Source organism: Flavobacterium sp. Root935, from assembly GCF_001429295.1.
In the GTDB taxonomy this organism is placed as follows: Bacteria; Bacteroidota; Bacteroidia; order Flavobacteriales; family Flavobacteriaceae; genus Flavobacterium.
Genome location: NZ_LMJL01000008.1, coordinates 1057274 through 1082804 on the forward strand (window position 1 = coordinate 1057274; position 25531 = coordinate 1082804).

At 32.9% G+C, this 25531-nt stretch carries 17 protein-coding genes; 5 read left to right on the forward strand and 12 right to left on the reverse strand.

All coding sequences use genetic code 11. The annotated features are described in order from the left end of the window. Positions 1-9 precede the first annotated feature (9 nt). The 9 genes from ASE40_RS22340 to ASE40_RS09750 form a co-directional block, all read right to left on the reverse strand. Positions 10-1392, reverse strand: a complete 1383-nt coding sequence (locus ASE40_RS22340; protein ID WP_057116749.1) for a TlpA family protein disulfide reductase — start codon at positions 1390-1392, stop codon at positions 10-12. Positions 1393-1421: 29 nt separating this feature from the next. Next, positions 1422-2894, reverse strand: coding sequence for an aspartyl protease family protein (locus ASE40_RS09715; RefSeq protein ID WP_057116750.1), 1473 nt, complete (start codon positions 2892-2894; stop codon positions 1422-1424). Between the two features lie 6 nt (positions 2895-2900). Beyond that, positions 2901-3770 carry a thioredoxin family protein gene (locus ASE40_RS09720; protein ID WP_057116751.1) on the reverse strand — a complete coding sequence of 290 codons (870 nt, stop codon included), beginning with the start codon at positions 3768-3770 and terminating at the stop codon, positions 2901-2903. A gap of 69 nt (positions 3771-3839) precedes the next feature. Next, positions 3840-5333, reverse strand: a complete 1494-nt coding sequence (locus ASE40_RS09725) for a PKD-like family lipoprotein (protein WP_057116752.1) — start codon at positions 5331-5333, stop codon at positions 3840-3842. 33 nt (positions 5334-5366) lie between these two features. Then, on the reverse strand, positions 5367-6140 hold the full coding sequence (locus tag ASE40_RS09730; RefSeq protein WP_057116753.1) for a DUF4843 domain-containing protein: 774 nt from the start codon (positions 6138-6140) through the stop codon (positions 5367-5369). 16 nt (positions 6141-6156) lie between these two features. Further along, positions 6157-7602, reverse strand: coding sequence for a RagB/SusD family nutrient uptake outer membrane protein (locus ASE40_RS09735; protein ID WP_057116754.1), 1446 nt, complete (start codon positions 7600-7602; stop codon positions 6157-6159). 10 nt (positions 7603-7612) lie between these two features. Continuing rightward, positions 7613-10939 (reverse strand): SusC/RagA family TonB-linked outer membrane protein, encoded by a 3327-nt coding sequence (locus tag ASE40_RS09740; RefSeq protein ID WP_057116755.1) that lies wholly within the window; start codon positions 10937-10939, stop codon positions 7613-7615. Positions 10940-11111: 172 nt separating this feature from the next. Next, positions 11112-12263: a FecR family protein gene (locus ASE40_RS09745; RefSeq protein ID WP_057116756.1), complete on the reverse strand. Its 1152-nt coding sequence runs from the start codon at positions 12261-12263 to the stop codon at positions 11112-11114. A 154-nt stretch (positions 12264-12417) separates the two neighbouring features. Continuing rightward, positions 12418-13068, reverse strand: coding sequence for an RNA polymerase sigma factor (locus tag ASE40_RS09750; protein ID WP_128414960.1), 651 nt, complete (start codon positions 13066-13068; stop codon positions 12418-12420). A 468-nt stretch (positions 13069-13536) separates the two neighbouring features. Here ASE40_RS09750 and ASE40_RS09755 point away from each other — a divergent pair, with 468 nt between their 5' ends. Next, positions 13537-14241 carry an AAA family ATPase gene (locus tag ASE40_RS09755; RefSeq protein WP_057116758.1) on the forward strand — a complete coding sequence of 235 codons (705 nt, stop codon included), beginning with the start codon at positions 13537-13539 and terminating at the stop codon, positions 14239-14241. Between the two features lie 345 nt (positions 14242-14586). Here ASE40_RS09755 and ASE40_RS09760 read toward each other — a convergent pair whose 3' ends face one another. Next, a complete protein-coding gene (locus tag ASE40_RS09760; protein WP_057116759.1) occupies positions 14587-16032 on the reverse strand; it encodes a glycosyltransferase in 1446 nt (481 codons plus the stop codon). Positions 16033-16564: 532 nt separating this feature from the next. On the opposite strand from ASE40_RS09760, the gene ASE40_RS09765 reads away from it, so the two are divergent. Continuing rightward, positions 16565-17011 (forward strand): response regulator, encoded by a 447-nt coding sequence (locus ASE40_RS09765; RefSeq protein WP_057116760.1) that lies wholly within the window; start codon positions 16565-16567, stop codon positions 17009-17011. Between the two features lie 276 nt (positions 17012-17287). After that, positions 17288-21379, forward strand: a complete 4092-nt coding sequence (locus ASE40_RS09770) for a PAS domain S-box protein (RefSeq protein ID WP_262487370.1) — start codon at positions 17288-17290, stop codon at positions 21377-21379. Positions 21380-21459: 80 nt separating this feature from the next. Here the strand turns inward: ASE40_RS09770 and ASE40_RS09775 are convergent, their stop codons facing one another. Next, positions 21460-21876 carry a lipocalin family protein gene (locus ASE40_RS09775; RefSeq protein WP_057116761.1) on the reverse strand — a complete coding sequence of 139 codons (417 nt, stop codon included), beginning with the start codon at positions 21874-21876 and terminating at the stop codon, positions 21460-21462. A gap of 591 nt (positions 21877-22467) precedes the next feature. Here ASE40_RS09775 and ASE40_RS09780 point away from each other — a divergent pair. Then, positions 22468-23820: a GH1 family beta-glucosidase gene (locus ASE40_RS09780; protein ID WP_057116762.1), complete on the forward strand. Its 1353-nt coding sequence runs from the start codon at positions 22468-22470 to the stop codon at positions 23818-23820. Between the two features lie 80 nt (positions 23821-23900). On the opposite strand, the gene ASE40_RS09785 is transcribed toward ASE40_RS09780, so the two are convergent. Next, on the reverse strand, positions 23901-24266 hold the full coding sequence (locus ASE40_RS09785; RefSeq protein WP_057116763.1) for a hypothetical protein: 366 nt from the start codon (positions 24264-24266) through the stop codon (positions 23901-23903). Positions 24267-25316: 1050 nt separating this feature from the next. Here ASE40_RS09785 and ASE40_RS09795 point away from each other — a divergent pair. Beyond that, positions 25317-25496: a hypothetical protein gene (locus ASE40_RS09795; protein ID WP_057116765.1), complete on the forward strand. Its 180-nt coding sequence runs from the start codon at positions 25317-25319 to the stop codon at positions 25494-25496. Positions 25497-25531: the final 35 nt, after the last annotated feature.

Below are 25531 nucleotides of genomic sequence, written 5' to 3' on the forward strand. Positions count from 1 at the left end.
GCTGGTTTATTAACTTTTCAATAATTTGTCAAGCTGTTCTCTTAGTTCAGGATTTGAAGGACGAAACGCATCTGCATTGATAATGTTTCCTTTTGGATCAAACAATAAGAATCTCGGAATGGCATTTACCTCGTAATTTTTAGCCACATCTGAACCAAAATCTTTATCTGCCATTAACTGAATTCCTTTTAATTGTTCTTTAATAACGTAATCTTTCCATTTTTGTGCATCTTTTGGTTTATCTAATGAAAGGCTTACAAAAACAATATTTTTTCCGTGATAATCTTCTTCGATTTTTTTCATGTGAGGAATCTCGGCCTTACATGGTCCGCACCAAGTTGCCCATAAATCGATGTAAACAAATTTACCTTTAAAATCTGAAAACGAAACTGGTTTATCGTTAATGTCTTTATACGTAAAATCTAATCCTTTTTGACCTACGCTTTTATGCAATACTTTTTCGTATTCTACTAAAAATGTTTTACTTGCATCAGAAATCATAAAAGGTTTTATACTTGGTGCAATTTTTTCATATTCTTCAATTTTCATTCTTGATGTTGCAACTGCATCACGAAGATAAACATCTTTTAAAGCTGGATCTGTAATGTGAGTAATTGCTTCTGCTAAATCCAGACGTTTTGGCCCTGAACCAGAATTCATTGTTACATAAAAGAAATAATGTGACATTAATGAAACGCCATTTTGCAATTTTAATAAATCTGGATCTGTAAACTTTTTATCGGTCTGCCAAGTTTTGATTACCGCAGGACGATCATCTTTATCTGGAAATGCAGTTCTAGGCATTCTGAAAAAAGTATACGTCAATTCTTCAACATCTGTTGCAACGGCTAATTTTAATAACTTATTAAAGCTAGCATCTTTCGTTTTTATTGAATTCGAAAATTCTTCTGCTTTAGCCACACCTTTATCTATAAAAGGATAAAACTCCACATAAGTTACATTTCCTCCAAGTCTAGCGAAAGGCGCAAATTCGTTGTAAATTTCATTGGCTTTTTGAACCAAGGCATTTTGTCCGATATTTTTTCCGCTTAAAACGTAACTTTCTTTATTTATTACAAGATTGATATCCAATTTAGGTTCTAAATACAAACGAATTAATTGGTTTCTGCTTTTAAATTGTCCGTAATCGACATAATAAAAGCCAGCGGCTGAAACTGGTGTCATAAAGCCAAACTCCCCCAGCGAATTAACTTTTGCGGTAGCTGCAACGACTGGCTTTCCTTCTTCGACATTGTAAAGTGTAACTTCTTTTACTTTACTATCTGGAATCGAAATCGTTCCCTTGATTACTGCATATTCAGATAGGTTTGCAGCAAAACTCATTTGAACCGTAATGAAGGTTAAAATGAAATAAAAAATGTGTTTTTTCATAATAGTATATTTGTTTTTTGTTTGATAGATTAAATTGAAATTCGCATCGATTGATCGTCTTGTTCTATAATAATATCTTTGCTTTCTTTAGTTTCTTTCAGCTTTTTAAGATTTTCTGGTTTTACTAAATCTTTGGCTTCGAAATCGTTTATCTGAGTAACTTTTGCTCCAACTTTTACTTTCTTTAAATCTTCATTTTGCTGATCTAAAACTCTTTTTACCAAAAGATTCTGCTTTTCATCAAAATCTAAATCGAGTCCGCTCAAATAAAAAGAAGGTGTTTTATTGAAATTTTTATTGGGTTCTAAATACACGGTTTTGTGTAATAAATCGATTGTAAAATTGAAACGTTTTATTAAATCAATTCCCAAAGACCCATCGGCGAAAGCCCAGTTTTTATTGGCTTCGTCATACTCTTGAAGTGCCACGGTTACATTTGAAAAATTGTTTCCGTTAATAGAAATATTCGGAATGGCGCCGCCAACAATTTTAGTTTGTTTTCCTAAACTGTAATTGACAGATGTGTACTCGGTTTTTAAACTTGCTTCGAGATTATTTTTATGATTAAAAGGTCCGTAAGCAATAAGATCATAACCTGCTCCAGTATCAAAAGTGAAACTGCCTTCTACTGTTTTTTTATCTTCAAAAGTCAGATTCATTTTTACTACCGGAAGTCCCGATTTATAATCAAAAACCAACGGCTTTGCTTTTCCCCAATAATTAAAATTTCCGAAGTTGTACAAATCAATTGTCATGGTATCAAAATTGACAGAAGTGATATAATTTCGAAGCAAATTGGCACCAAATAAGCCGTCATAAACGCCGTGCTTTGGAAAAATTACCAATCCTTGATTTTTTAGAACCTGATCGCCAATATAAATCGTATTATCCGCAGAATATTTCACTTCCTGACTTCCGCCAACTACAGAAGCCGATTTGGTTTTCGTCACAACAACTCCCGCTTTGTATGCGCTATCGGGATTTAAAGCCATTCCGTCTGCGCCAGTGTCAAAAAGCATTAAAAATTCTCGATCGGCTTTGTTTAATTTGATTTTAATGGCGATTCCGTTTTCGATAATTTGAAACGGAATACTGGTCACTTGTTTTACTGTTGCATTTCGGTCAACTTTATATAAACCATCAAAGAAAGTCACATATAAAATTTTTCTTTCTGAATTGAAAACGATTTGAGACGGTTTCTTTTCTTTTCCTTTAAAATAGAAATCTACCAAAACATAGGTTTCATTTTTCATCTCAACAGTTTTTCCAATCTGAATTGAATCTAAAACGGGAAAAGCATTAAAAATACCATTCAGATAATATTCGTTTGAAGACGAATCTCCAACACCAACAGTAAACTGCGGTGCCAGAAGATTTTTCATCTCGTTGTAACTTTTATTTTGAAAGGCTTTTTCGAAAGTTTCAATAGATTTCTGAATGCTGTTTTGAGCATAAATGTTGCAGCTAAAAATTAATATTGAAAACAGGAATATCTTTTTCATTTCGATTTACTTTTGTGCAGAATACGGATTCACAACCACTTTTTCTACTCCAAAATCTTTAAGTAAAATACCCGAGTATTTGGCAAATTCTTCTGGCGTGTATAGTTCTTTAGCATCATTTACTAATTCTATAAAACCTTTCAAATCTTTCTTTTTTTCAAATTCTTTTTTCTTGCGCTGTAAAATTGTAAATACATGACTGTTAACACTCCATTTTCCGTAATCATTCGCTAATTTTTTACTCCCAAAAAGAAATGGATCATCATATTGTTTACCCACTCTTAATCCGGTAATAATCACAAAAGAAACCTCTTCAGAAGCATCTTTGGATTTTAAATACGTATCGATAACCTCAAACGGCACATTTCTTTTTCCGTCTAAATAAGCTTGTTTGTAAAAATCAGGATAATCTTTTTCCTGGATTTCTGGACTATACTTTTTGAAGATTCCTTTTTTAGCTGCTTCTTTTGCATTTTGAAGCAAGGCTGTAAATTGCTCAACGTTTTGAAATCCGCCTGCAATATCAATTACTTTTCCATCTGCATTCATAAATAAAAATGTTGGAAAACCAGTTACGCCGTATTTCATGCATAATTTTTTACCAATTTCTTCTTTTAAAATATCAGACTTGAAAGTGACGAAATCTGCACTTAAAACAGCTGCTACTTTTGGATCTGGAAATACTTCTTTGTCCATTTGTGCACACGGCGCACAGCCTGTAAAATACAAATCGACAAAGATTAATTTCTTCTCCGTTTGCGCTTGTTTTTTGGCCTGCGCCCAGCTTTCTTCGGTAGATTGAGCCTGTGCTTTTAAGGCAATAGATGGACAGGCAAGCAGCAAAACTGCGCTTGCGATTCTAATAAATCGTTTCATAAAATGTGGTTTTAGAAACCGAATGAAGAATGAATTTTACTCTTCATTCGGTTTTTTTTTAGTTTAAAATTATCTTCGGCGGTATGCAACATCGACAATTTTGCATAAGCCTTCATATTTGTCAGTTAATACTAAATCGCCGTTTACCGGAGGAACTGTATAAAGCTCTAATGTGCCAGAAGTTCCATAACTGCCCACAATTAATTTTTTGTCAGCATTTTTTGCTAGAGAATTAAAAGCGATATAAGTTATTTCTTCAGCACCTTTATTAATCATCAATTTAGCCGATTGTGTTCCGTTGTCATATTCATACACTTTACCACCAACTGCATAAAATAAATACCCTGAATCTGGGCTTACAGCAAATTTTGTTGCTTTGTCAAATTCTGGCGCATTCAAAATTTCTTTGTAATAACTTTGAATCAAACCTCGAGAAAAACGCAGTAAATAGTATTTTCCTGTTGATCGATTTTTTAGAACAGCAAAATTTTCATAACCATTAAATCCAGAAGTAGTCATGTAGATTAAATCGGAGTTCGTATTATTCCAATCTAAAGTTGATGCAGTTCCAGTGACAGGTGGCATCGCCGAACAATTTCCTTTTGAATAATTAAAACGAACAAAACTGCTAGTCTCATTATTAAAGAAAACCGGCGCTGCACTTGAGCCATTATTAGAAGCTATAAAAGGCGCTGCATAAAAAGTTTTTGTAGCTGTCTCTAATATGTTTTGAGGCAAACCGTATTTTATATTAAAAGCGCGGTAATAATAATATATATCGCCTTTGCTGTAAATAAAATTTTCGCCTCCGGCACCAGGAGTTTCCATAAAATCAACCCCAAAATTGGTAGGAAATGAACCTCCCAAAGTTTCATAAGCCAAATTTTGTGATTGAGTCCACGCAAAAGAATCTGGATCAAGTCTTGCGGTACCATTTTCTGTAGTAGTTACATAAATCCCATAAGCCGAAGTAGTAGAAACGGCGCTTCCAAAACAAGAAACCTCTACAGCTTTGCCAGTTAATTTTAAAGCAGAACCTGAAGCATCTAAAACATCTGTAATAATTCTTGGTTGTGCAACACCTGGCACAATTGAAACCATATCGAGACGTGCTTTATCGTTTACATTTCCTATCACCATCCAGCCTTCATAAATAGCCGAAACTACATTTAGCTTAAAAGGTTCTTGCTGCCAAGTAACGCCTGTAACTTTATCTTTTACAAAATAGTAGATATTATAACTTCCTGGTGCTAACTTTATGACTCCATCCAAATTTTTGGTAGTTGCAAGCAATGTTCGTGATTCTAATAAAAGTTTAGCAGGATTTAGCGCTACCCATTCGTAGCTGTAACGATCTGTACTGTTGACGTCAATTAAAGTTTCATTCAAATCAGGCGTAATTTTAAAATTATCACCCGTATAAACCGTATACGCTTCTTCAATACCAGTCGCGTGTATTTCATTTATTGCACTATAATTGTAATTTCCTTCATCCTCAGCACAGCTATAAGTTAAAACCAGCAACAGCGACAGAAGAAATTGAATCTTTATATTTTTTAACATAATGTTCTATTTTTAAAATTTACTAAATGATTTTTAAGGAAAGACCATTTCTTTCCCATCCTCTTCATAAACAGTATTGCCAGATGCTTTTTGGTCAGCCAAATAACGTTTCATAAAAGCTTGATAATACATAATATCAGAAATAGCAAGTCCTACTGAACCTAATTTCTGATTGAACATTGCTGGCTCTAAATGAATCAAGTCGCACATCAAGAAGAATTTCTTTGCCGAAAAAACACCTAAATATGGTGCATACCATCCGATAGGCTGCGTTAATTTATCATCAAAAGAAAGTTTGAAAGTAATAAAGCTGATTTTTTTATTCGTCAGATTATTTATTACTTTACTTTTCATATTCGTATTAAACGATTCGTTTTCCTCTAAATTTAAAATCAGCAAAAAACCATTTTTCTTCATGTCTGCAGTTCTGAAAACAGTTACTGGCAGATCATTCACTACCGTTCCTGCAGGAATTACAAAATTTTCAGGAATTTTAAAATGAGTTCCTGATACGGCAGTACTTTTGGGATCTATGGTAATTTTTACTTTTCGGTCCACATCACTGCTTTTTCCTTGCACTCGAACTGGAATATTATAAATTCTACCAGCAATTTCAGCCTTGTCTAAAGCGAAAGTAATCCCTGTGCTATCTGTTACTGTTATAGTTGCACCGTCAGAAATTCCATAAACAGAAGGTGCAAAATAAATGCTGTCACTTCCACTATATGTTTCTATTCCTTCCTGATCGCATGAAGCAAGTCCTAAAAATGATAAAAACAATATGCTTAAAATCAATATTTTTTTCATGATACTTTGTTTAAAATTATTGGAAATTAACTTCAATCTCTGGCAATGGCACAACATATTGAAGTGCTCCCATAGTTATGTTTCCAGAAGCTGCTGAGCCATTAGGAACTGTAGCACTATTTATTCTTTTATAGTAAAAGAATAGCTGTCCCTCGCCAATAAATTCTTTTTTATACTCTTTTGTAACTTCTGTAGTAACATTTGCCGTTGCAGCCAAATTTGTTAAACCGCGATTAAAACGAAGTGTATTTAAAAAAGCAATTCCGTCGGCTGGTACTGGTGCGGTTTCTGCAGCTATCAAGTACATTTCTGAAAGTCTTATCATAGGAATCTGCAGACGAAATAGCTTTGTTTTTGTCTCTACATCTTCATATTTGTAAAAAGTTTTTTGCGTTTTTCCACCAACAGCAGGAACTTTCCAGCTTGGCAGGCTTCTGTAATCATTATCATTTGATTCAAAAACAGCTGTTAATCTGCTCAATAAAGGCGAATAAATAGCTTCATTGGATAGATTATAATCAAATAAAGCTTTTTGTTTTGTATACAATCTGTAATCACTTAAAGCGAAAAAGTTTTCAGAAGAAAAAATTCGATCTGGATTTGAAGCATTTGTGGCTTCTAAAAATGGAGTCCATGGAAAAAATGTCGTCGATTTAGTAAAGTTAATTACTTCATTTGCTACTGCAGAAGCCCCTGTTTTATCTCCAGAATATAATAACACACGTGCTTTAAGGCATTTTACAGCCAAATAATTCATTCGTAAACCTCTATTTGCAGAATAATACGGATTAGCATCAAAATCAGTAGTAGCATTATATTTTCCTGAAGTCAAAATTGGATCTTTTTTTAATAATTCTAAGGCTTTATCCAAATCAGCCAGAATCTTAGCCACAACATCTTTTGCAGAAATCAAAGGCTGATTTGCAGTAACGGCAGTGTCATAATAAGGTATTGCAGGAAGAGAAGGATCAACTTTATAGATTGGTCCATATAAACGAAGCATATCAAAATGAAGCATTGCTCTAATCCCGATTGTTTCTCCTTTTAAAAGATCGGATTTTTCCTTTGAAACAATTCCTGCATGTTCCTCCATGCTTTCTAAAAATTTATTGGCATACAAAATAGTTTTATATCCTGTTTCCCAGATATTAGAGAACACTGCTTTAGGATGACTTTCTGTATAAGAATATGATGCTATTTTACTTTTAGAAGTATTGTTTGTCATATTATATTGTTGCCCTAAAATTTCTACAGCATCCATTGTCAGCTGTCTTCCGTAAAGGTCATCAGATACCAGACTTAAATAAAGTCCGTTATGCACATTCTGCATTCCGGCTTCATTTTCAAATATTTGATTTTCTAAAATTTTATCCTGAGGCGTTACATCCAAGAAATCACTGCAGCCTGTCGCTAACAATGCAATCAAGATGATTAATGCTATTTTATTAAAATACTGTTTCATAATTTCTGTATTAAAATGATACGTTTATGCTTAAAGAATAAATTCTTGAAAAAGGATATTCAATTCCTCGCTCAGCTTTTATAGTCGAAACTCTAAAAAACTCATTTGCATAAGCATTGAATGCTAAACCAGCTAATCCTGATTTATTAAGCCAAGCTTTGTTGGTTACGCGATATCCTAAGCGAAGCGATTCTCCTGATATATAATCTGCTTTTTGAATAAATCGAGACGAAATCGGTGTTTCGTTTGTTAAGCTGATAGCCTTAAATTGTGCGATTTGTCCTGGAGTTGTCCATCGGTCTGTAAACGCTCTGGCATCTTGATTATCAAAAATATTACTTGAGCTGATATTTTCGACTTTGTCATATAAAGCAGTGTTGAATTGATCTGCTCCAAAACTGTAACGGATGAATACTCCTAAACTGAAGCTTTGGTAATTAACACTTGTAGAAAAAACACCTGTTGCAATTTCTCTTGAATTACCCATGATTCTTTCATCATTTTTATCTAAAATAAATGTAGTTTCTCCATTTTTCTTCAAGAAAACTTCTCTTCCTGTAGCAGGATCAATTCCTAATGAAGGCACTGCCCAAAGATCATTTGTGCTGGCTCCATCATAAAATCTTGTCAGACTGGTTGTTTTTTTGGCCGCATCATTTAATGAAGCCAAAGCATTATTAAAGCCTCCTAATTCATTTTCATTTGTAGTCGCGGTTAATCCTACTCCCCAATAAAAATCAGATTTAGCATTATTAATAATAGTATAATTGGCTTTAAGCTCTAAACCTTGAGTAGTGATATAACCAATATTTAAAGGATAAGCGGTAACTCCAGTTGAAGCCGCAAGATCGATTTCAACAATTTGTGGAGAAGTTCTACGTCTGTAAGCTCCCAAAGTTGCCGTCAATCTGTTTTTAAACATTGCCAAGTCTAGCCCTAAAGACAAATCTTTTGTTTTTTGAGGCTCTAAATTGATGTTTGCCAATTGCGAAACGTTTAATCCGGCGCCAAAAATATTAGTATTAGGATCATAAGTATAAATATCATGTGAAGCAAAACCAACAAGATTTTGATTTCCTGTCTGACCAAAATTTGCACGAAGTTTTAAGATATTCACGACATCAACATTCATGTTAAATTCATAGTTCATATTCCATCCAATACCGATACCATAGTAAGGTGAATATTTTTTATTTGTTCCAAAATTGGTTGCTCCAGAAATTGTCTGAGTTAAATCAAGCAAATATTTTCTATTGTAAGCATAATTCAGCTGATTGGTTAAATCAACGCTTCGCACCATTTCATTGTAATTTCCAGGTTTTGAATCTTTCTCAAATCCAAAAGCAAAGCTAGGATTGCCTTCAACTCCTAATGGGAATCCTCTTAAAATAGAACTATAAGATCCATATCTTGTTTCTAAAGCCGAAGCTCGCAACGTGTACGTAACAGAGTGAACATTATTAAAAACATTTGAATATGTCCCTCCAATATTTCCATTCCATTTATTAGTCAGATAATCTTTTCTCTCATAACTTCCTTTTTCTGTTGGAATATCTGAAATGAATTGCGTGTTATCTGGCGAAACGAATTTTGTAGATGTAGTCTGCAATCTAGAAACCGATAGTGCTGCAGTTGTTTTTATATGAGGATTAATGTCATAATTAATAGCAAAGTTGTTTGTGAAATTAAAATCTACACTCTTGTCAAAGCTGTTTAAACGAACATTATATAAAGGATTCTCTGCCTGATTTACATAATCGTTTACAATTGGATTTCCCACAGGAATATTAGTTCCATCTAAATAACGTGTTGGAACTCCATTTTCATTATATTTTTCATAATACGGACTTGCTTTTGCCCAAGTAGCAAATGAGCCATAAGGAGATTCCTGATTATTACCTCCTGAAATAAAGAAGTTATTATTGAAACTTACTTTTTTCTTTTTATAAATCAAGTTGGCATTGTATCCCCAAGTATTATGCTCAGAGCCTTTCATTGTTCCGGATAAAGATTTGTAATTTCCGGCAAGATTGAATCTAAATTCGTCTGATCCTCCGCCAATTGACAAACTGTGTCCCGAAGTAATTCCCATTTGAATAGGCTCATTCAGCCAGTAAGTATCAACACCACGACGCACATTTGCCAGACGCTGGTTATAAATTTCATCCCACTTAAATTGTGTAGCATAGTCGCCAAGACGCTTTATTACATAAGCGCCAGAAAGTCTTTCGAATTCTAATTTCTGCTCCGCATTCATTAAATTATAAACACTTAAATCTGCCAATTCATAAGATGAATTATAGACATAAGAAATTTGTAATTTTCCAGGAATTGGTTTATTGGTCTCAATAACAACAACTCCGTTTGCAGACCGTGAACCATATAATGCCGTAGAAGCAGCATCTTTAAGAAGCGTAATATTGGCAATTCTATTAATATCTAAATCAACAACTTGCTGTAATGTAGTCGGGAATCCGTCTAAGATAAACAAAGGTTGATTTGGATCTTCTTTAAAACGATCATTTACTTGATTTACAGATAAACTGGTCTGTCCTCTCACTTCGATTACTGGCAAAACATTTGGGTTTGAACCTGCAATGTTATTGTTTAAAACCATAAACGAAGGATCTAACGTTTTTAAGGCCTGAACAACGTTTTGAGTCGAAACTTGTCTTAATTCCTCACCTTTATAAGTAGAGACTGCACCCGTAATTAATTCTTTTTTACGAACCGTAACCCCTGTATTTACGACAACACCTTCTAATTGTTTGGTCTCTTCGGTAAGCGAAACATTGATTACCTTTCTGTTATTTACGGCAACAATCTCGGCTCTGTGTCCAATATAAGTAAATAATAAGATTCCATCATTTGGCGCTGTAATTTTAAATTTCCCGTCAAAATCTGTTTGGGCAGCTGCATTTGTACCTTTAACTTTTACGTTAACCCCTGGCAGCGGTTCTTTTTTCTGATTGGTTACAACACCAGAAATTTCTATATTTTTAGACTGCTGTACTACAACTCTTTCTGGACGAACCTCTTTTACAACAATCGTATTTCCATTTGTAAAACTAAAGTCAAAATCTTTACTTGTAAAAGTCGCTTTTAAAAGATCATTTACCTTAATTTTTCCCTTTTTTAATTGTACTCTCGGTAATTTTTTAAATAAATCTTCCTGATAAATAAAAGTATAATTTGTTTGCTGCTTGATAATGTCAAAAACTTCGTCAACAGACACCATTTTATCAGCGGCAATTACAACTTTTGTGTTTTGTGAAAATAGATTTACGGGAGAAAAACCAAAAATTGTAGTACAAAACAAGAAGATAAAAGTTCTCATAATGTTAATAATTAGCCTCTTTCTCAAATAGAAATAGGCACTGGTTAATTTAAATTTCATAAATTTACATGTTAATTGGTTGGTTGGTTGTTAAAACTGATTAATTGATTAATACACAGAAAGGGATGAAGTGCAGTACGGTGAGAGGTCTAAACTTTAATCCCTTTTCTTTTTATTTTATAATAATCTTATTGTCTTTTTTCTCATAGGCATTAATAAAATTGATGTTTTTGATGGTCGTTAATATGTCTTCTAATTTTTGATTTTTATTTAAAACTCCATTAAATTTTACGTTTCCAAGAGCTGGATCAGCAAACACAATATCAGCATCGTACCATCTAGAAAGTACTCTTGCAATATCTTTTAGAGGCATTCCTTTAAACACAAATAATCCTTTTCTCCACGAAATTTCGTTGTAAACATCCACATCCGAAACGGCAATATTTCCGTTATAATCAGTTATTCTAGATTGTTCGTTTGGCGCTAAAATTTGTTTTTTACTAGCATTACTTACCGCAACTATCCCTTTTACCAATGTGGTATAAATAGTAGTTTCGTCTTTATAGGCTTTAATATTAAATTCTGTTCCAATTACCTCTACATTTTGACTTTGAGTTTTTACTTTAAATCTTGAACCTTTGTGTTTGGTACTTGGTGAAACTTCAAAATAGGCTTCTCCATAAACCAACTCTACCTGTCTGGTTTCGCCATCTACAAATGCAACTGGATATTTTAGCTGAGATTCAGAGTTCAGCCAGACTTTAGTACTGTCGGCTAATTGAACAAAAAATTGTCCGCCTCTCGGAATCGTTAAATAATTGTTTGCGATTGCAGCAGGTTTAGCATCTTTTGAATTGTAAATCAATTTTTCTCCGTTACTAGAAGCATTCCCCTGCGTATACGATTTTCCTTTTTCTAAAGCAATTACAGAACCGTCTTCTAATGTCAGAGTAGCTTTATCGCTGCCAATTAGAATTTCTTTGTGGGCAACTGCGGGAGTTTCTATTTTAAGCGGATTTGTTTTACTAATGAATAATGAAATCGAAATCAACAATAATAGTGATGCCGCCATCGCCATTAATTTAAAAGTCGTTTTAGTGTAAAAAGGCTGAAGGGGAATAATTTTATTTTCTTCAGATTGAAGTGCATTTTGAAGACGCGTTCTCATTTTGAGTTCCATTTCTTCTTTAGAACCCAATGCATCGTCCCAATCTTGTCCGGTTTGAAAACTCTCGTAATAATTCAATAATTTATTATTCTCCTCGAGAGTGGTATCACCGGAAAGATATCTATTTAGCAGCACTAAAAAATCCTCTTTTTTCATTTTTTTTTATATTAATTCGGGGAGTTATTAAGTAAGTATCCAAAAAGACACATACCCCCTATTCCAAATCGTATTTTTTTGATTTTTTTTTGAAAGACAATTAAAAAAGAAGAAAAACCACACATCACCAATCTAATCACTGCATTATTTTTTGCTAAAAGATATTTTTTGAAAGCCATAAAATCATCGCCATACTCATACTCTCGCCCATAGAAGATCTTATAGTATGCAGGGCTTTTGTAATATGGTTTTCGACTGTTTTTGTAGAAATATTAAGTCGTTCGGCAATTTCTTTATGACTCAGTTGTTCTTCACGGCTTAATTTATAAACCGCCTGACATTTTTCGGGAAGCGATTCGATAATTAAATTGAGCTGCTGAACCAATTCGTCGTGCATTAACTGCGTTTCGGGAGTAGTTGTTAGAAATCGTTTTTCAAGATCATCAAAAAGTTCGACATGTATTTTGTCTTTATTTTTTCTTAAATGATTAAAAACCTGATATCTGGCGCACGCGTACATGTAGCCTTTTAAAGAAATATGAATTTCAATTTTTTCTCGATTGTGCCAGATATTCATGAAAATATCCTGAATAATATCTTCGCACAATTCTTTGTCTTTGATGACATTATAAGCAGACATAAAAAGCGCCTGCCAAAATTTATTATACAATTCTGTCAAAGCCGATTCATCGCCGTCACGAAGACGATCAATTAAAATTTGATCTTGATTTAAGGTAAGAGTCGACAAATGAATGATGGTTTTTGAAATTGAATAATTCGCAACAAACATAATAAATTTAGCCAATAATCCTAATTTGTTCTCGACAACACAATTTTATATTTGCTATAATTCTTAATTTTAAAAACAACTAAACGTTAAAAAATGTTTAATCTAAAACACAAAATACATTCTTTTTTTCAACTTAAATGAATTCTTCAATTAAAATAAAATGGATTTTACAAAATATCAAATTCAAACCATTATTAAGTTAAATTTGTATTTTTATTAAATTTCAAAAAAATGCCGTAGCCAATTTCTTTAAATCTAAAATTGAAATTTTTTATCTTATTTTTTCAATTGAACTCTGCTTAAGCTTTAGAAATAAAAAAAATCTGCTGCAGAAGAATCCACAGCAGATTTTTTTATCTGTTCAAATTTTAGAAAAGAATTAAAACGTAATGATTTTAATTATTTCAAAGGATTTTCTTTAACATCTTCATTCGTTAGAACAAAACAGAATAAACCTTAATTTTGCAGCAAAATAAACAGCAGATGAACCTGAATGATCTTACCGTAATCGATACCGAAAAAATTGCTTTAGATGATTTATTCTTTAGTAATGAAAACAAATCTGCCCTGCTTCAGATTATTAAAGAACATCAATATTTTGAGGAATTAAAGAAATACAATCTTAAAGTTGATAATAAGATTTTATTGCATGGAAGTTCTGGCTGCGGTAAAACTACAACGGCAAAAGCAATTGCAAATACTTTAAACAAAAAGATTATAATTGTCAACCTCAGCACTATAATCGACTCTAGAATTGGTGAAACTTCTAAAAACTTAAAAGCAATTTTTGATAAAGCCATTCGCGAAAGAGCCGTTTTATTTTTAGATGAATTTGACCAAATTGGTAAAAGTCGCGACAGCGACGATAAAGATGTCGGCGAAATGAGACGATTGGTGAATACTATAATTCAGCTTTTTGATTATTTCCCTTCTGATAGTTTACTGATTTGTGCCACGAATCATTACGAAATAATCGACAGCGCTTTATTAAGAAGATTTCAGCTTCGTTTGAAATATGAAATGCCATCTGAAAACCAACTAAATATTTATTACGATAAAATTTTAGACACTTTTCCACAGCATTTTCAGAATATAGAAAGACGTTATGCTATTTCCTATGCTGAAGCTTTAGATTACATTAATACTGCGATGAAAAAGCAGATTATTGCTGCTTTAGAATCAAAATAAAAACAAATAAAAATTCTCAAATTTTATTTGTTGCGAGGAACATTTCATCGGCAGCAAATTCTAAATTGGAATTATTTTTTAAAGTTCCATAGAAACGTTTGATTTTAATATCCTTTTTAATCATCAGAAGTAACAAACGTTCCTACGGAACGTATTTTTAATGACTGCTATATTTTTTCTACCAATGAAACGTTCCGAAGGAACGTATGCCACCATAACAAATTTTAATTTATATACAGACATTCAGAATGAATTGGCATATAATTAAAAAACCCGCTGTAAAAATACAGCGGGCTCTTTCACTTGGGTGGAGTTTTTATAGTGATATAAATAGTGTACGAAATGTTACAATCCTCTTGTTAACCATCCTCTTTTGCTGGCAGTTGCTATCGCATAAGGCGCAATCCAGAACAAACTGAAAGTGTAAAAAAGGCTGTATGAATATGCCCAGAAAGATTCTGCAAGCGTATATCTTTTTGCATAAAATAGCATTGTGAAACTAGAGAAAATCAAAATTGCCATTAATGTCGAGCTTAAAAATAATACTGGGTGTACCGCAATAAAGAAGAACATAAATAATAGGAACGGATATGTCATTAAAATTTTAAAAGACTGATTTAAAAAGAAAAGTCTTGCTCCAAATTTTGATTCTTTTCTAAAATCTTTAAAAGCATATTTAGCCATCATCAAATTTTCACGAACATTACTTCTGCTCCATCTGATAAACATTTTGTACAGTCCTTTATAATCTTCTGGAACATTAGTCAACACAACCGCATTTCTTTGAAACAATACATGAAAACCTTGTTTCAAGATCATATTTGTCATAGCACGGTCTTCTCCAATATCTGAAGGCTGTCCCATAAAAGTTTGGTTGATCCATTCTGGCAGACAATTAAATACTGCATCTCTTCTATAGGCTGCTAAAGCTCCAGGAGTACATAATACTGCACCTGCTTCACTTTCTGCAGAACGTTGAAATTCAAAACTCATTACGAAGCTTACATTCAGCATTTTTGGTAAAATAGCTTTTTTATTATTCAAAACCTGAACGTTTCCAGCAACAGCACCGCACTTTTTGTTTACTACAAACGGACTTACTAAGTTTCTTAAAGTATCTTTTTTAACGATAGAATCACTATCTACTGTTACAAAAATTTCACCTGTCCCTAATTTAAATCCTCTGTATAAAGCATGGCGTTTACCTGCATTTTTAGGTTGTTGAAAAATAGTTACACGATCTCCTAATTTTGCTTTTGCTTCCTGCATCCAATACCAAGTATCATCTTTACTTCCATCGTCAATTGCTAAAAGCTGTAATTTTTCTGCTGGATAATCGCTTTCTGCAAGACTCATTAAAGTATCCCAAACTAATTTTCCTTCATTATAAGCTGGAACGATAATCGTACAAGTTGGCAATAAATCGTCTGATACAGATGGAATTGCTTTATATCTTAAATATAAATAAGAACTGTACAAGAAAACTCCTGTTTGGTATAAGAATAAAATTGTAGTTATGATTAAAAATGGCAGTCCCCAAGTTGAAGCAATTCTTTCAAAGTGGAATTGTTCAAAATCGTCTTGTAATTGAACTACCAAATACACACCTGCAATCATTAATAAAAATGTTGCAATAAGAACTGCTAATCCAAAAGGACTTGTTGGCCTTTCTACGTGTATTTTTTGTGATTTTTCTTTAGTTCCAAAAAAAGAACTGTTTAATGCTTTTTCGCTGATAACCGAACTGCTGTTCGAGTAAAATTGTTCTGAGATAATTGTTTCGCTTTCCATGCTTATACTCCTGTTTGATTTCTTTAATATGGCTTTTAGTAAAATCTTTTCTTCTCCTTTTATTTGTTTCTCGTATGGGGAGAAATAATAAAAAACAAACGCATCAAAGATTTTGACATAAACACAATTTGCAAGCGTCGTGCCAATAAGGTTTAAAACTGATGTAGAGGCTTTTAGCGAAATCAGGCCAAAAAAGAGTGTATAATTATTTTACACTTTGTGCATATAGTATACAGAAAAACGGAAAATTTCAGAGTTTACAGTCAGATTTAAAAAGGGTCTTGAAGAGTATTATTGCTCCCTTTTAACAGGATTTCTTTTTAGTATTAATTAAGAAATCAAAACTCAAAATAATGTAGAGTGAAAAACATCTAACAATAATTAATAACGTAAAATTTAAAATAAAATTGCAGGAGCTATTTTTTTTCTCTTTTCAAAAAACATTCTTCACAAAAAAACAGGAATTCTTACTTAAAAAAGTTAAATTTAGCCAAATAAAAAATTAATAATAAATTTTAGGAGACTAAAAGCAATGAATATAAAGCATTACAATCTTTTATTAGCTGATGATGATGAAGATGACTGCGATTTTTTTAAGGAAGCCCTCGATGAGATTCCCATTGAGACCGCTCTTTCCACAGTTAATGACGGTGTGCAGCTGATGGATTATTTAAAAACTAACGCTTTAAACCTTCCAGATGTTCTTTTTCTTGATTTGAATATGCCTCGAAAAAACGGTTTGGAATGTTTAGCAGAAATAAAAGGAGACGAAAAACTGAAAGATCTGCCCATAATAATTTTCTCAACCTCCTTGGATACCGAAATTGTAAACAACTTGTATAAAAAAGGAGCATCATTTTATATTAGGAAACCAGGTGATTTTTCTAAATTAAAAAAAGTTATCGAAAACGCACTGACGAACGCATCAGAGAACAATTTTAAACAGCCCGAAAGAGCAAATTTTATATTGCAACCCTAAATCTTCTTTGGAAATGAACCGAAAAAAAANGATTGGAGCAAAACGCCTTTGGGCGATCCTGAAAAATGGCCGCAAAGTTTAAAAACTATGACGGCAATGATGCTTAATAATCCTTTTGGGATGTACATTTCTTGGGGAAAAAATTATACTCAATTATACAATGATGCTTTTCTACCAATTTTGGGCGCAACCAAACATCCAGAAGCATTAGGTGGAAGTCCTCAAGTAACTTTTGCCGAAATCTGGGATATTACCGGTCCTATGTTCGCCGATGTAATGAAAGGAAAAGCAGTAAGCTATCCCGATTTTAAAGTATTTCTATCTAGAAATGGGTATACAGAAGAATGCTTCTTTGATTTTTCATACAGTCCAATAAAAATAGAAGACGGATCTATTGGCGGTATTTTAGTTACCGTAGTCGAAACTACAGACAAGAAAATTGTTGCAGATGCTTTACAGCAAAGTAATGCTCGATTTGTAAACAATATTATGCAGGCTCCAATTGCTATGTGCATTTTTAGAGGCGATAATTATGTGGTTGAAATTGCCAATGAGCAAATGATCGAACTCTGGGGAGCAAATGCAGAAAAAATAATCAATCGACCTATTTTTGAAACTTTTCCTGAATTTAAAGAGCAAGGTCTCGATGAAATTCTTCAAAACGTTTATCAAAACGGAAAAAAAATCACGACTAATGAACGTTCTGTTCAATTAAATAGAAATGGTCAAACCGAAAACACTTATATCAATTTTGTATATGAAGCGCTTAGGGAAAGTGACGGCACTATTTCTGGTGTTGTGGCAATTGCTACCGAAGTAACGGCTCAGGTTTTGGCTCGTTCAAAAGTCGAAGAAAGTGAACAAAAGATAAGACAATTGGTCGAAAATGCTCCTTTTCCTATTGCAGTATATGTTGGTAAGGAAATGCGCATTGAACTTGCCAATGAATCAATTATAAAAATTTGGGGAAAAGGTAACGACGTAATCGGCAAAACGTACAAAGAAATTCTTCCAGAGCTGCATAATCAATCTGTATTTGAACAAGTCGCAATGGTTTATGAAACCGGACAATCTTTCCATTCTAAAAATACACGAATCGATATTGTAATAGATAATGTATTACAGCCATTCTACTTCAATTATAGTTTTACACCACTGTACGATACAAATGGTAAAATTTATGCGGTAATGAATACTGCTGCAGAATTGACAGATTTGTATTTGGCCAAACAAATAATTGAAGAAAACGAACAAAATTTAAGCAGCATGGTGCATCAAGCACCAATTGGCATTTGTTTACTTGATGCTGATACTTTGATAAGCGAAATTGTAAATGACAGTTTTGTAGAAGTCGCTGGAAAAACTTACGATGAAATTGCTGGAAAATATTACTGGGATGCTTTTGCAGAAGTTAAACCTTTTTATGAAAAAGAACTGCAGAAAGTAATTAAAGAAGGAATTCCTTTTCATGCCAATGAGGTAGAAATGGTATTAATCAGGCATGGCAAAAAAGAAAAAATATACGTAACTTTTGTTTACTCTCCACTAAAAAACATAGAAGGCAAAGTAACTAAAATCGCAATTTGGGTTCTAGACAACACAGCGCAAGTCACTGCCAGACAAGAAATTGAAGAAGCAGATAAACGCTTTAGAAACACCGTTAAACAAGCTCCTGTAGGAATTACAATTTTACGCGGACCTCAGCATGTGGTAGAAATGGCGAATGAGTCTTATCTAAAATTGGTTGCACGCGAAGAAAGTACTTTTGTGGGCAGACCTCTGTTTGATTCGTTACCTGAAGTAAAAGATACTGTTGGCTCTCTTTTAGATAATGTTTTTACTACTGGAATTCCTTATTATGGAAACGAAATGCCTATTCCATTAAACCGATATGGAAAACAAGAAATTTGCTATTTTGATTTTCTTTATCATCCGCTAAGAGAAGAAAATGGAGAAATTACGGGTATTATCGTAACCGTAACTGAAGTTAGTGAAAAAGTAGAAACCCGTAAAAAAATTGAACATAACGAAGATCGGCTTAAAATTGTTGTTGAAGCCAGTGAACTTGGAACTTGGGAATTAAATGTCAAAACTAGAGTTCCTGCTTATTCTCAACGTTATCTTGAAGTTATTGGCGGTTACAAAGAAGATGTTTCTTTAACGCATGAAGAATTATTGGCACATCTTCATCCAGATGATATGCATATTCGAAACAAAGCATTTAAAGATGCTTTAACTAATGGTTTGCTGCATTATGAAGCTCGCGTAATCTGGATCGATCAATCGATACATTGGATTGAGGGAAAAGGCAAACTTTTTTATGATGAAAATAATGAACCCGAAAAACTAATTGGAACGGTTAGAGATATAACAGAAGAGAAAAAATACCAGCAGAAAATTGAAGATAGCGAAAAAAAATTACGCAATCTTATTATGCAGTCTCCAGTTCCTAAAGCCATTTTAAGAGGAAATAATTTTGTAATCGAAATGGCTAATTTTGCTCTTCTAAATAATATTTGGAAAAAAGGTGAAGCTGATGTTCAAGGAAAAAACATTTTAGAATTATTTCCAGAACTTAATGAGCAGAAATATGCCGGATTATTAAAAAAGGTTTACGAAGCTGGAGAAACTTATTCTGAATACGAATCGCTGCTTTTTATTAATGACCTAAATTCTGTTAATCAATTTTATGTTGATTTTGAATTTGCACCGCTCCGCGAAAGCGATAATTCTATTTCTGGAATTAGAATGACACTTATTGATGTTACAGAAAAAGTAGAAGCCCGAAAAAAAATCGAAGAAAGCGAGAAAAGATTCCGTTCTCTAACCGAAAGTATTCCGCAGCTAATATGGGAAACAGATGCAGAAGGTAATTCTTTGTTTACTTCTGGAAGATGGCAGGAATATACTGGTATTCACCCAGATCTCGACGATTCGTGGCAGTCTATGGTACATCCAGATGATTTTGAAGAAAATATCAAAATCTGGAAACATTCGCTTGCAACAGGAGAATTATATCGATGCGATGTTAGAATGCGAAGAAAAGATGGAAGTTATAGATGGCATACAGCTATTGGAGAACCAATTTACGATTTAGATAATAAAATTATAAAATGGGTTGGTGCCTTTACAGATATTCATACTGAAAAAGCATTTACACACGAACTTGAGCAGCAAGTTACGGCTAGAACAAGAGAATTAATTCAGATCAACGAATCGCTTCAAAAAAGTGAAGAACGTTATCATTTAATGGTTGAAGAAGTTCAGGAATATTCTATTTTATATTTAAATCCAGAAGGAATTGTTGAAAATTGGAATGTTGGGGCTGAAAAGATAAAAGGTTACAAAGCAGAAGAAATTGTTGGTAAATATTTTGCCATTTTTTATACCAAAGAAGACCAAGAAAATCAGCTTCCAGAAAAACTTTTACAAATCGCGAGAGAAAAAGGAAAAGCAATTCATGAAGGCTGGCGTGCACGAAAAAACGGAAATTTATTTTGGGCAAGCGTTGTGATCACAGCTGTTCATAATAAACAAGGTGAAGTTATTGGTTTTTCGAAAGTGACGCATGATTTAACAGAGAAAAAAAGAGCTGATGATACATTAAAAATGAATGCTTTGGAATTGGAGCAAAAAAACAATGAACTGGAAGAAATGAATAAAGAACTTCAGTCATTTGCATATATTTCAAGTCATGATTTGCAGGAACCGCTTCGTAAAATCCAGACTTTTGCTTCTCAGATTATGGAAAAAGAATCTGAAAATTTATCTGAAAGCGGAAAAGATAAATTTAGAAGAATGCAAAATGCTGCGCAGCGAATGCAGACTTTAATTAATGATTTACTAGCTTATTCTAGAACTAATGTTCAAGAACGTGTATTTGAAAAAACAGAACTTTCTAAGATAATCAACGAAGTAAAAGAGGATTTAAAAGAAGAATTGGAACAAAAAAGTGCCATTATCGAAATGGGGCAAACATCAGAAGTTGATATTATTCCGTTTCAATTCAAACAATTGTTGTACAATTTGATAAGTAATTCATTAAAGTTTTCAAATCCAGAAATTCCAACTGTCATTAAAATTAACAGCGAAATTAAAACTGGAAAAGAATTTAAAAATGAGAAACTCATTCCAGCTAAAAACTATTGCCATATTAAAGTGTCAGACAACGGAATTGGTTTTGACTCTCAATACAATAAAAAAATATTTGAAGTTTTCCAGCGACTACATGGCCGAGACCATTATAACGGAACTGGAATTGGCTTAGCAATTGTGAAGAAAATTGTAGAAAACCATAACGGATTTATAAGTGCTTCGGGCGTACAAAACGAAGGAGCTTCTTTCGATATTTATATTCCGGTAAGCTAAAACTTTTAATTTCAATTCATAAAAAAAACGGAAATAACTTTAAAAGTTATTTCCGTTTTTTAGTTTTAAAAGAAAACTAATTATCTAGTATAAACAGTAATTACACCAGTTGCTTTATCTTTTAATTTAAGTTCTTTGTTTGTAAGGTTCATAATATCACTAGTTGTAGTAATACCACCAATAGTAACAGTTAAATCATTATGCGATCTTACATAAGTTCCTGTAGTTTCTACCAATGCACAATTACTTCCATTATAATCACCATATACTGCTGCATTACTTAATCTTAAATCTAAATAATCTCTGTTGCATCCTGGTGCGTTTGCTGCGGCATCAACCAATACTTCTTCAGTACCAACAAGTGTACCTGTTTTGCTTAAGTTGTATTTTCCTTGTAATGGAACAATTGTTTCTCCTTCGTTATCATCGCTGCTGCAAGACGTTGCAAACATTCCTAAGCCTAAAGCCATTGCAAATAATATGTTTCTACTTTTCATGTTGATTTGTTTTTTTTATTGAATTAATTTAATAATGCTAAATTACAGGGATACACTTACAAAAAATTCTATGATTTCAACAAAATCTTACATAAATCGCATTTTAACGAAATTTTATTTTTTTACATACTTTGATATAATATACTTTGTAACAGGCTTTAAAGGACGATTATTCTCTGGATGCCTTCCATGACCATTAAAAAAGTCGACTCCATTTTCAGTTTTTGCATACCAAATTATTGCATCTCCGTTTTGCAAAAAAATATCATTTCAATGAAAATTGTCGAGGTTTAAGTTCCTGCAGTCATGGAGTGGTCAAAAAAAACGCTTAAACAGGCACAAGGTCTTGGATTGACACTTTGTGGATGGGAAGATTAATTTATCTCCCCTTTTTTTTTATTTAATTATTTGATAATAATCACTTTACAATAAATTCACATTAGTTTTATTAATTTGATATAAAACTAATCGTTATGAAATTCTTTAACCTAAAATTCCTGGTATCATTCAAAGAATGGCTTTTTTTAAGAGCTATGCAATCTTCTTTCCTTCATTAATAAATCATTTAAAAATAAAGGAAAGTACCATTGAATGAATAAAGTTGAAAACTCATTTTTGAACAAAAACCAATTTGGTGAAGATTTCTTGTGGGGTGTTTCTACCGCCGCTTTCCAAATTGAGGGAGCACATGACTCTGACGGAAAAGGTTCTTCTATCTGGGACGTTTTTACTTCTCAAAAAGGAAAAATAAAAAACGGACATCATGCTCTGACCGCCTGCGATTTTTATAATTCTTATCAAGATGATATTAATCTGATTAAGGAATTAAATATTCCGAATTTTAGGTTTTCGATCAGCTGGCCGCGAATTATGCCAACTGGAATTCATCCTGTAAATCAAGCTGGAATAGATTACTACAATAAAATTATCGATTCGTTACTTGCATCTGGAATCGAACCGTGGATTACACTTTACCACTGGGATTTACCGCACGCTCTCGAAGTAAAAGGAGGCTGGACAAACCGCGAATCGGTTTCTTGGTTTTCAGAATATGTTGAAGTGTGCGCGCAATATTTTGGCGATCGCGTTAAAAACTGGATGGTAATTAACGAGCCTTCGGTTTTTACCGGAGCGGGTTATTTTTTAGGAATTCACGCACCAGGAAAAAATGGAATTACCAATTATCTAAAAGCGATGCATCACGTTACTTTGGCAACGGCTGCAGGAGCGAAGACCTTACGAAATAGAGTTCCTGATGCGAACATCGGAACTACTTTTTCCTGCACCCATATTGAACCTGCAACAGAAAGTTCTAAAGATATCGAAGCCGCAAAACGTGTCGATACTTTACTAAACAGAACTTTTATCGAACCTATCTTAGGATTAGGATATCCGCAGAAAGATCTTCCTGTGCTAAAAAAACTCAACAATTATATTCTCGAAGACGATTTAAACAATCTCGATTTCGATTTTGATTTCATCGGGCTACAATGTTATACTCGAGAAGTCGTAAAATCAGCCATGTTGATTCCGTATATTGGTGCCGAATTGGTCAGCGCCGCGAAAAGAAATGTGATTTCGACCGAAATGGGCTGGGAAGTTTATCCGCCTGCTTTGTATCATATCTTGAAGAAATTCAACGAGTACGAAGGAATTAGAAAAATTATTATTACTGAAAACGGCGCCGCTTTTCCGGATACAGTTACAAACGGAAAAGTATTTGATATCAAACGAACACATTACATTCAAGATCATTTAGAACAGATTTTAAAAGCTAAAAGTGAAGGTTTGAATGTTGAAGGTTACTTTGTGTGGAGTTTAACGGATAACTTTGAATGGGCTGAAGGTTACAATGCCAGATTCGGATTAATTCACGTTGATTTCGAAACACAAAAACGAACTATTAAAAACTCAGGTTTATGGTTTAAAGATTTTTTATCTTAACCCCCTATCTTAAAATATACAAAAGCCTTTCACAGTTTAATTGTGAAAGGCTTTTTTTTATTTAAATATGATCGAATTGATCAACGCAATCTATATTTATAATTTTGTTTTAAGATTCCGATATGAATCTTACCATTCTGTTTTAAGTGAGCCGTTACAAGAATATATTTTTCCTCAGGGTAATTTATATCATAGCTAAAGGTTGTGTCTTTTACTTTTATTTGAAGCAGATGTTTTCCATCATCAGATACTGATAATGACGCTGTCTCATAGGTAGGCATTGCATCTGATGCTTTTAAAGTGATGTCTTTAACTTTCTGCTTATCAAGAAGCACTTCCAGCTTTAAGTTATCAAGTTTCATATTTGTGGGCTGTTCAAACGAGACAACATATTTTTTACAACCGAATGTGCAAAAAACAATTAATAGTATAAGAAGCTTTTTCATAAAAGATATTTTTTAAATGATAATTACTAGAATTAAATCTCTTGTAATGTTTTATAAATATAAATAATTTTATCACAATTCAGTTATAAGAAAAAGGCAAGTTTAAGTGTCTCAAAAATTGATAATTGACGACGAAAAAAGTCAAGAAAAAAAAACATGATTTTGAGTGAAAAAAATCTTTATTTTATTGATAATCATTAGGTTTATCGATATTTTTTTCTTATCTTTAAGCTATAAATAACAGATAATATATGCCAAAAAACAAACTTTTTCAACGCCTTAATTATTCCCTTAAAAATTATTTTTTTTATCTCTTTTCGCATTTTATTTTTAAAAATGCTTTCCAACTTCATTTAGAAATTTTATTTTCTAATCTTTTTTCTGCACCAAACATAAAAGTGCAGAATATACCGAAGCGACCGCTTCAATTTCTTTCTTAATTATTTTAGAATTGACAATTTAAAAGATTTCCTCTTTAGGATATTCTTTCGACTCCTCATTTTCATTTCCCAAAAACCAAACGTAATTCTATGATTTATTTCTTGTTTTGCAACGATTTTACTTGTTCAACTATCAATCTCAATTTATTGATTTCTTCAATACTCTATTTTCTATCTTTTTTTAATCATTCAAGGCAACTTTTTCAGGACTTTTTGCATCTATTATAATATAGGTCAGATTGGTTTTATATTGAAATAACATGTTCTAACGGACCTAAATTACTATGCCTTGTATTTTGATTTAAGGAATTCTCGGGAATCTCTGGGAAATGCGGGAATTCTGGGAATACCTTATCTACAGTGGCCTACAAACGCCTTTACTTTGCCATAGAAATTAGTTCAAGTTTTGTCTGCAGACTAAAACAAATGTATAAACTAGTTCTAATTAGCAGTGTGGAAAAACCGTAAGATCGAGTCTATTCGGGAAGTATAAATAACATCTTACAGTCCTACACGCTCTACTTCCCAAAATCAATTTGGTATTGTCATAAATAGACTCTGGATAATTCTGGACAGCAATACCTATGTCTAATTTCTAAATTAAATTAAAATGAAAAAACTAATACTGTTTATCGCTTTTGCGTTAATATTCACGATATTTTCTTGTACTCCTGATGAATACGAGACTCAAACAGAAAAGAAAATTGAAAAGGTTACTAAACCTTTACAAGCTGGTGATGCAGATCCTGATGGTCCTGGTGAAGTACCTAGACCTCCAGTAAAGCCATAAGCTTAATAAATTATATTTTTAGTGTCTAATTTATT

Coding starts and splice junctions, on each gene's coding strand:
- ASE40_RS22340 (WP_057116749.1), bottom strand. CDS start 1,392: ATGAAAAAACACATTTTTTATTTCATTTTAACCTTCATTACGGTTCAA.
- ASE40_RS09715 (WP_057116750.1), bottom strand. CDS start 2,894: ATGAAAAAGATATTCCTGTTTTCAATATTAATTTTTAGCTGCAACATT.
- ASE40_RS09720 (WP_057116751.1), bottom strand. CDS start 3,770: ATGAAACGATTTATTAGAATCGCAAGCGCAGTTTTGCTGCTTGCCTGT.
- ASE40_RS09725 (WP_057116752.1), bottom strand. CDS start 5,333: ATGTTAAAAAATATAAAGATTCAATTTCTTCTGTCGCTGTTGCTGGTT.
- ASE40_RS09730 (WP_057116753.1), bottom strand. CDS start 6,140: ATGAAAAAAATATTGATTTTAAGCATATTGTTTTTATCATTTTTAGGA.
- ASE40_RS09735 (WP_057116754.1), bottom strand. CDS start 7,602: ATGAAACAGTATTTTAATAAAATAGCATTAATCATCTTGATTGCATTG.
- ASE40_RS09740 (WP_057116755.1), bottom strand. CDS start 10,939: ATGAGAACTTTTATCTTCTTGTTTTGTACTACAATTTTTGGTTTTTCT.
- ASE40_RS09745 (WP_057116756.1), bottom strand. CDS start 12,263: ATGAAAAAAGAGGATTTTTTAGTGCTGCTAAATAGATATCTTTCCGGT.
- ASE40_RS09755 (WP_057116758.1), top strand. CDS start 13,537: ATGAACCTGAATGATCTTACCGTAATCGATACCGAAAAAATTGCTTTA.
- ASE40_RS09760 (WP_057116759.1), bottom strand. CDS start 16,032: ATGGAAAGCGAAACAATTATCTCAGAACAATTTTACTCGAACAGCAGT.
- ASE40_RS09765 (WP_057116760.1), top strand. CDS start 16,565: ATGAATATAAAGCATTACAATCTTTTATTAGCTGATGATGATGAAGAT.
- ASE40_RS09770 (WP_262487370.1), top strand. CDS start 17,288: ATGAAAGGAAAAGCAGTAAGCTATCCCGATTTTAAAGTATTTCTATCT.
- ASE40_RS09775 (WP_057116761.1), bottom strand. CDS start 21,876: ATGAAAAGTAGAAACATATTATTTGCAATGGCTTTAGGCTTAGGAATG.
- ASE40_RS09780 (WP_057116762.1), top strand. CDS start 22,468: ATGAATAAAGTTGAAAACTCATTTTTGAACAAAAACCAATTTGGTGAA.
- ASE40_RS09785 (WP_057116763.1), bottom strand. CDS start 24,266: ATGAAAAAGCTTCTTATACTATTAATTGTTTTTTGCACATTCGGTTGT.
- ASE40_RS09795 (WP_057116765.1), top strand. CDS start 25,317: ATGAAAAAACTAATACTGTTTATCGCTTTTGCGTTAATATTCACGATA.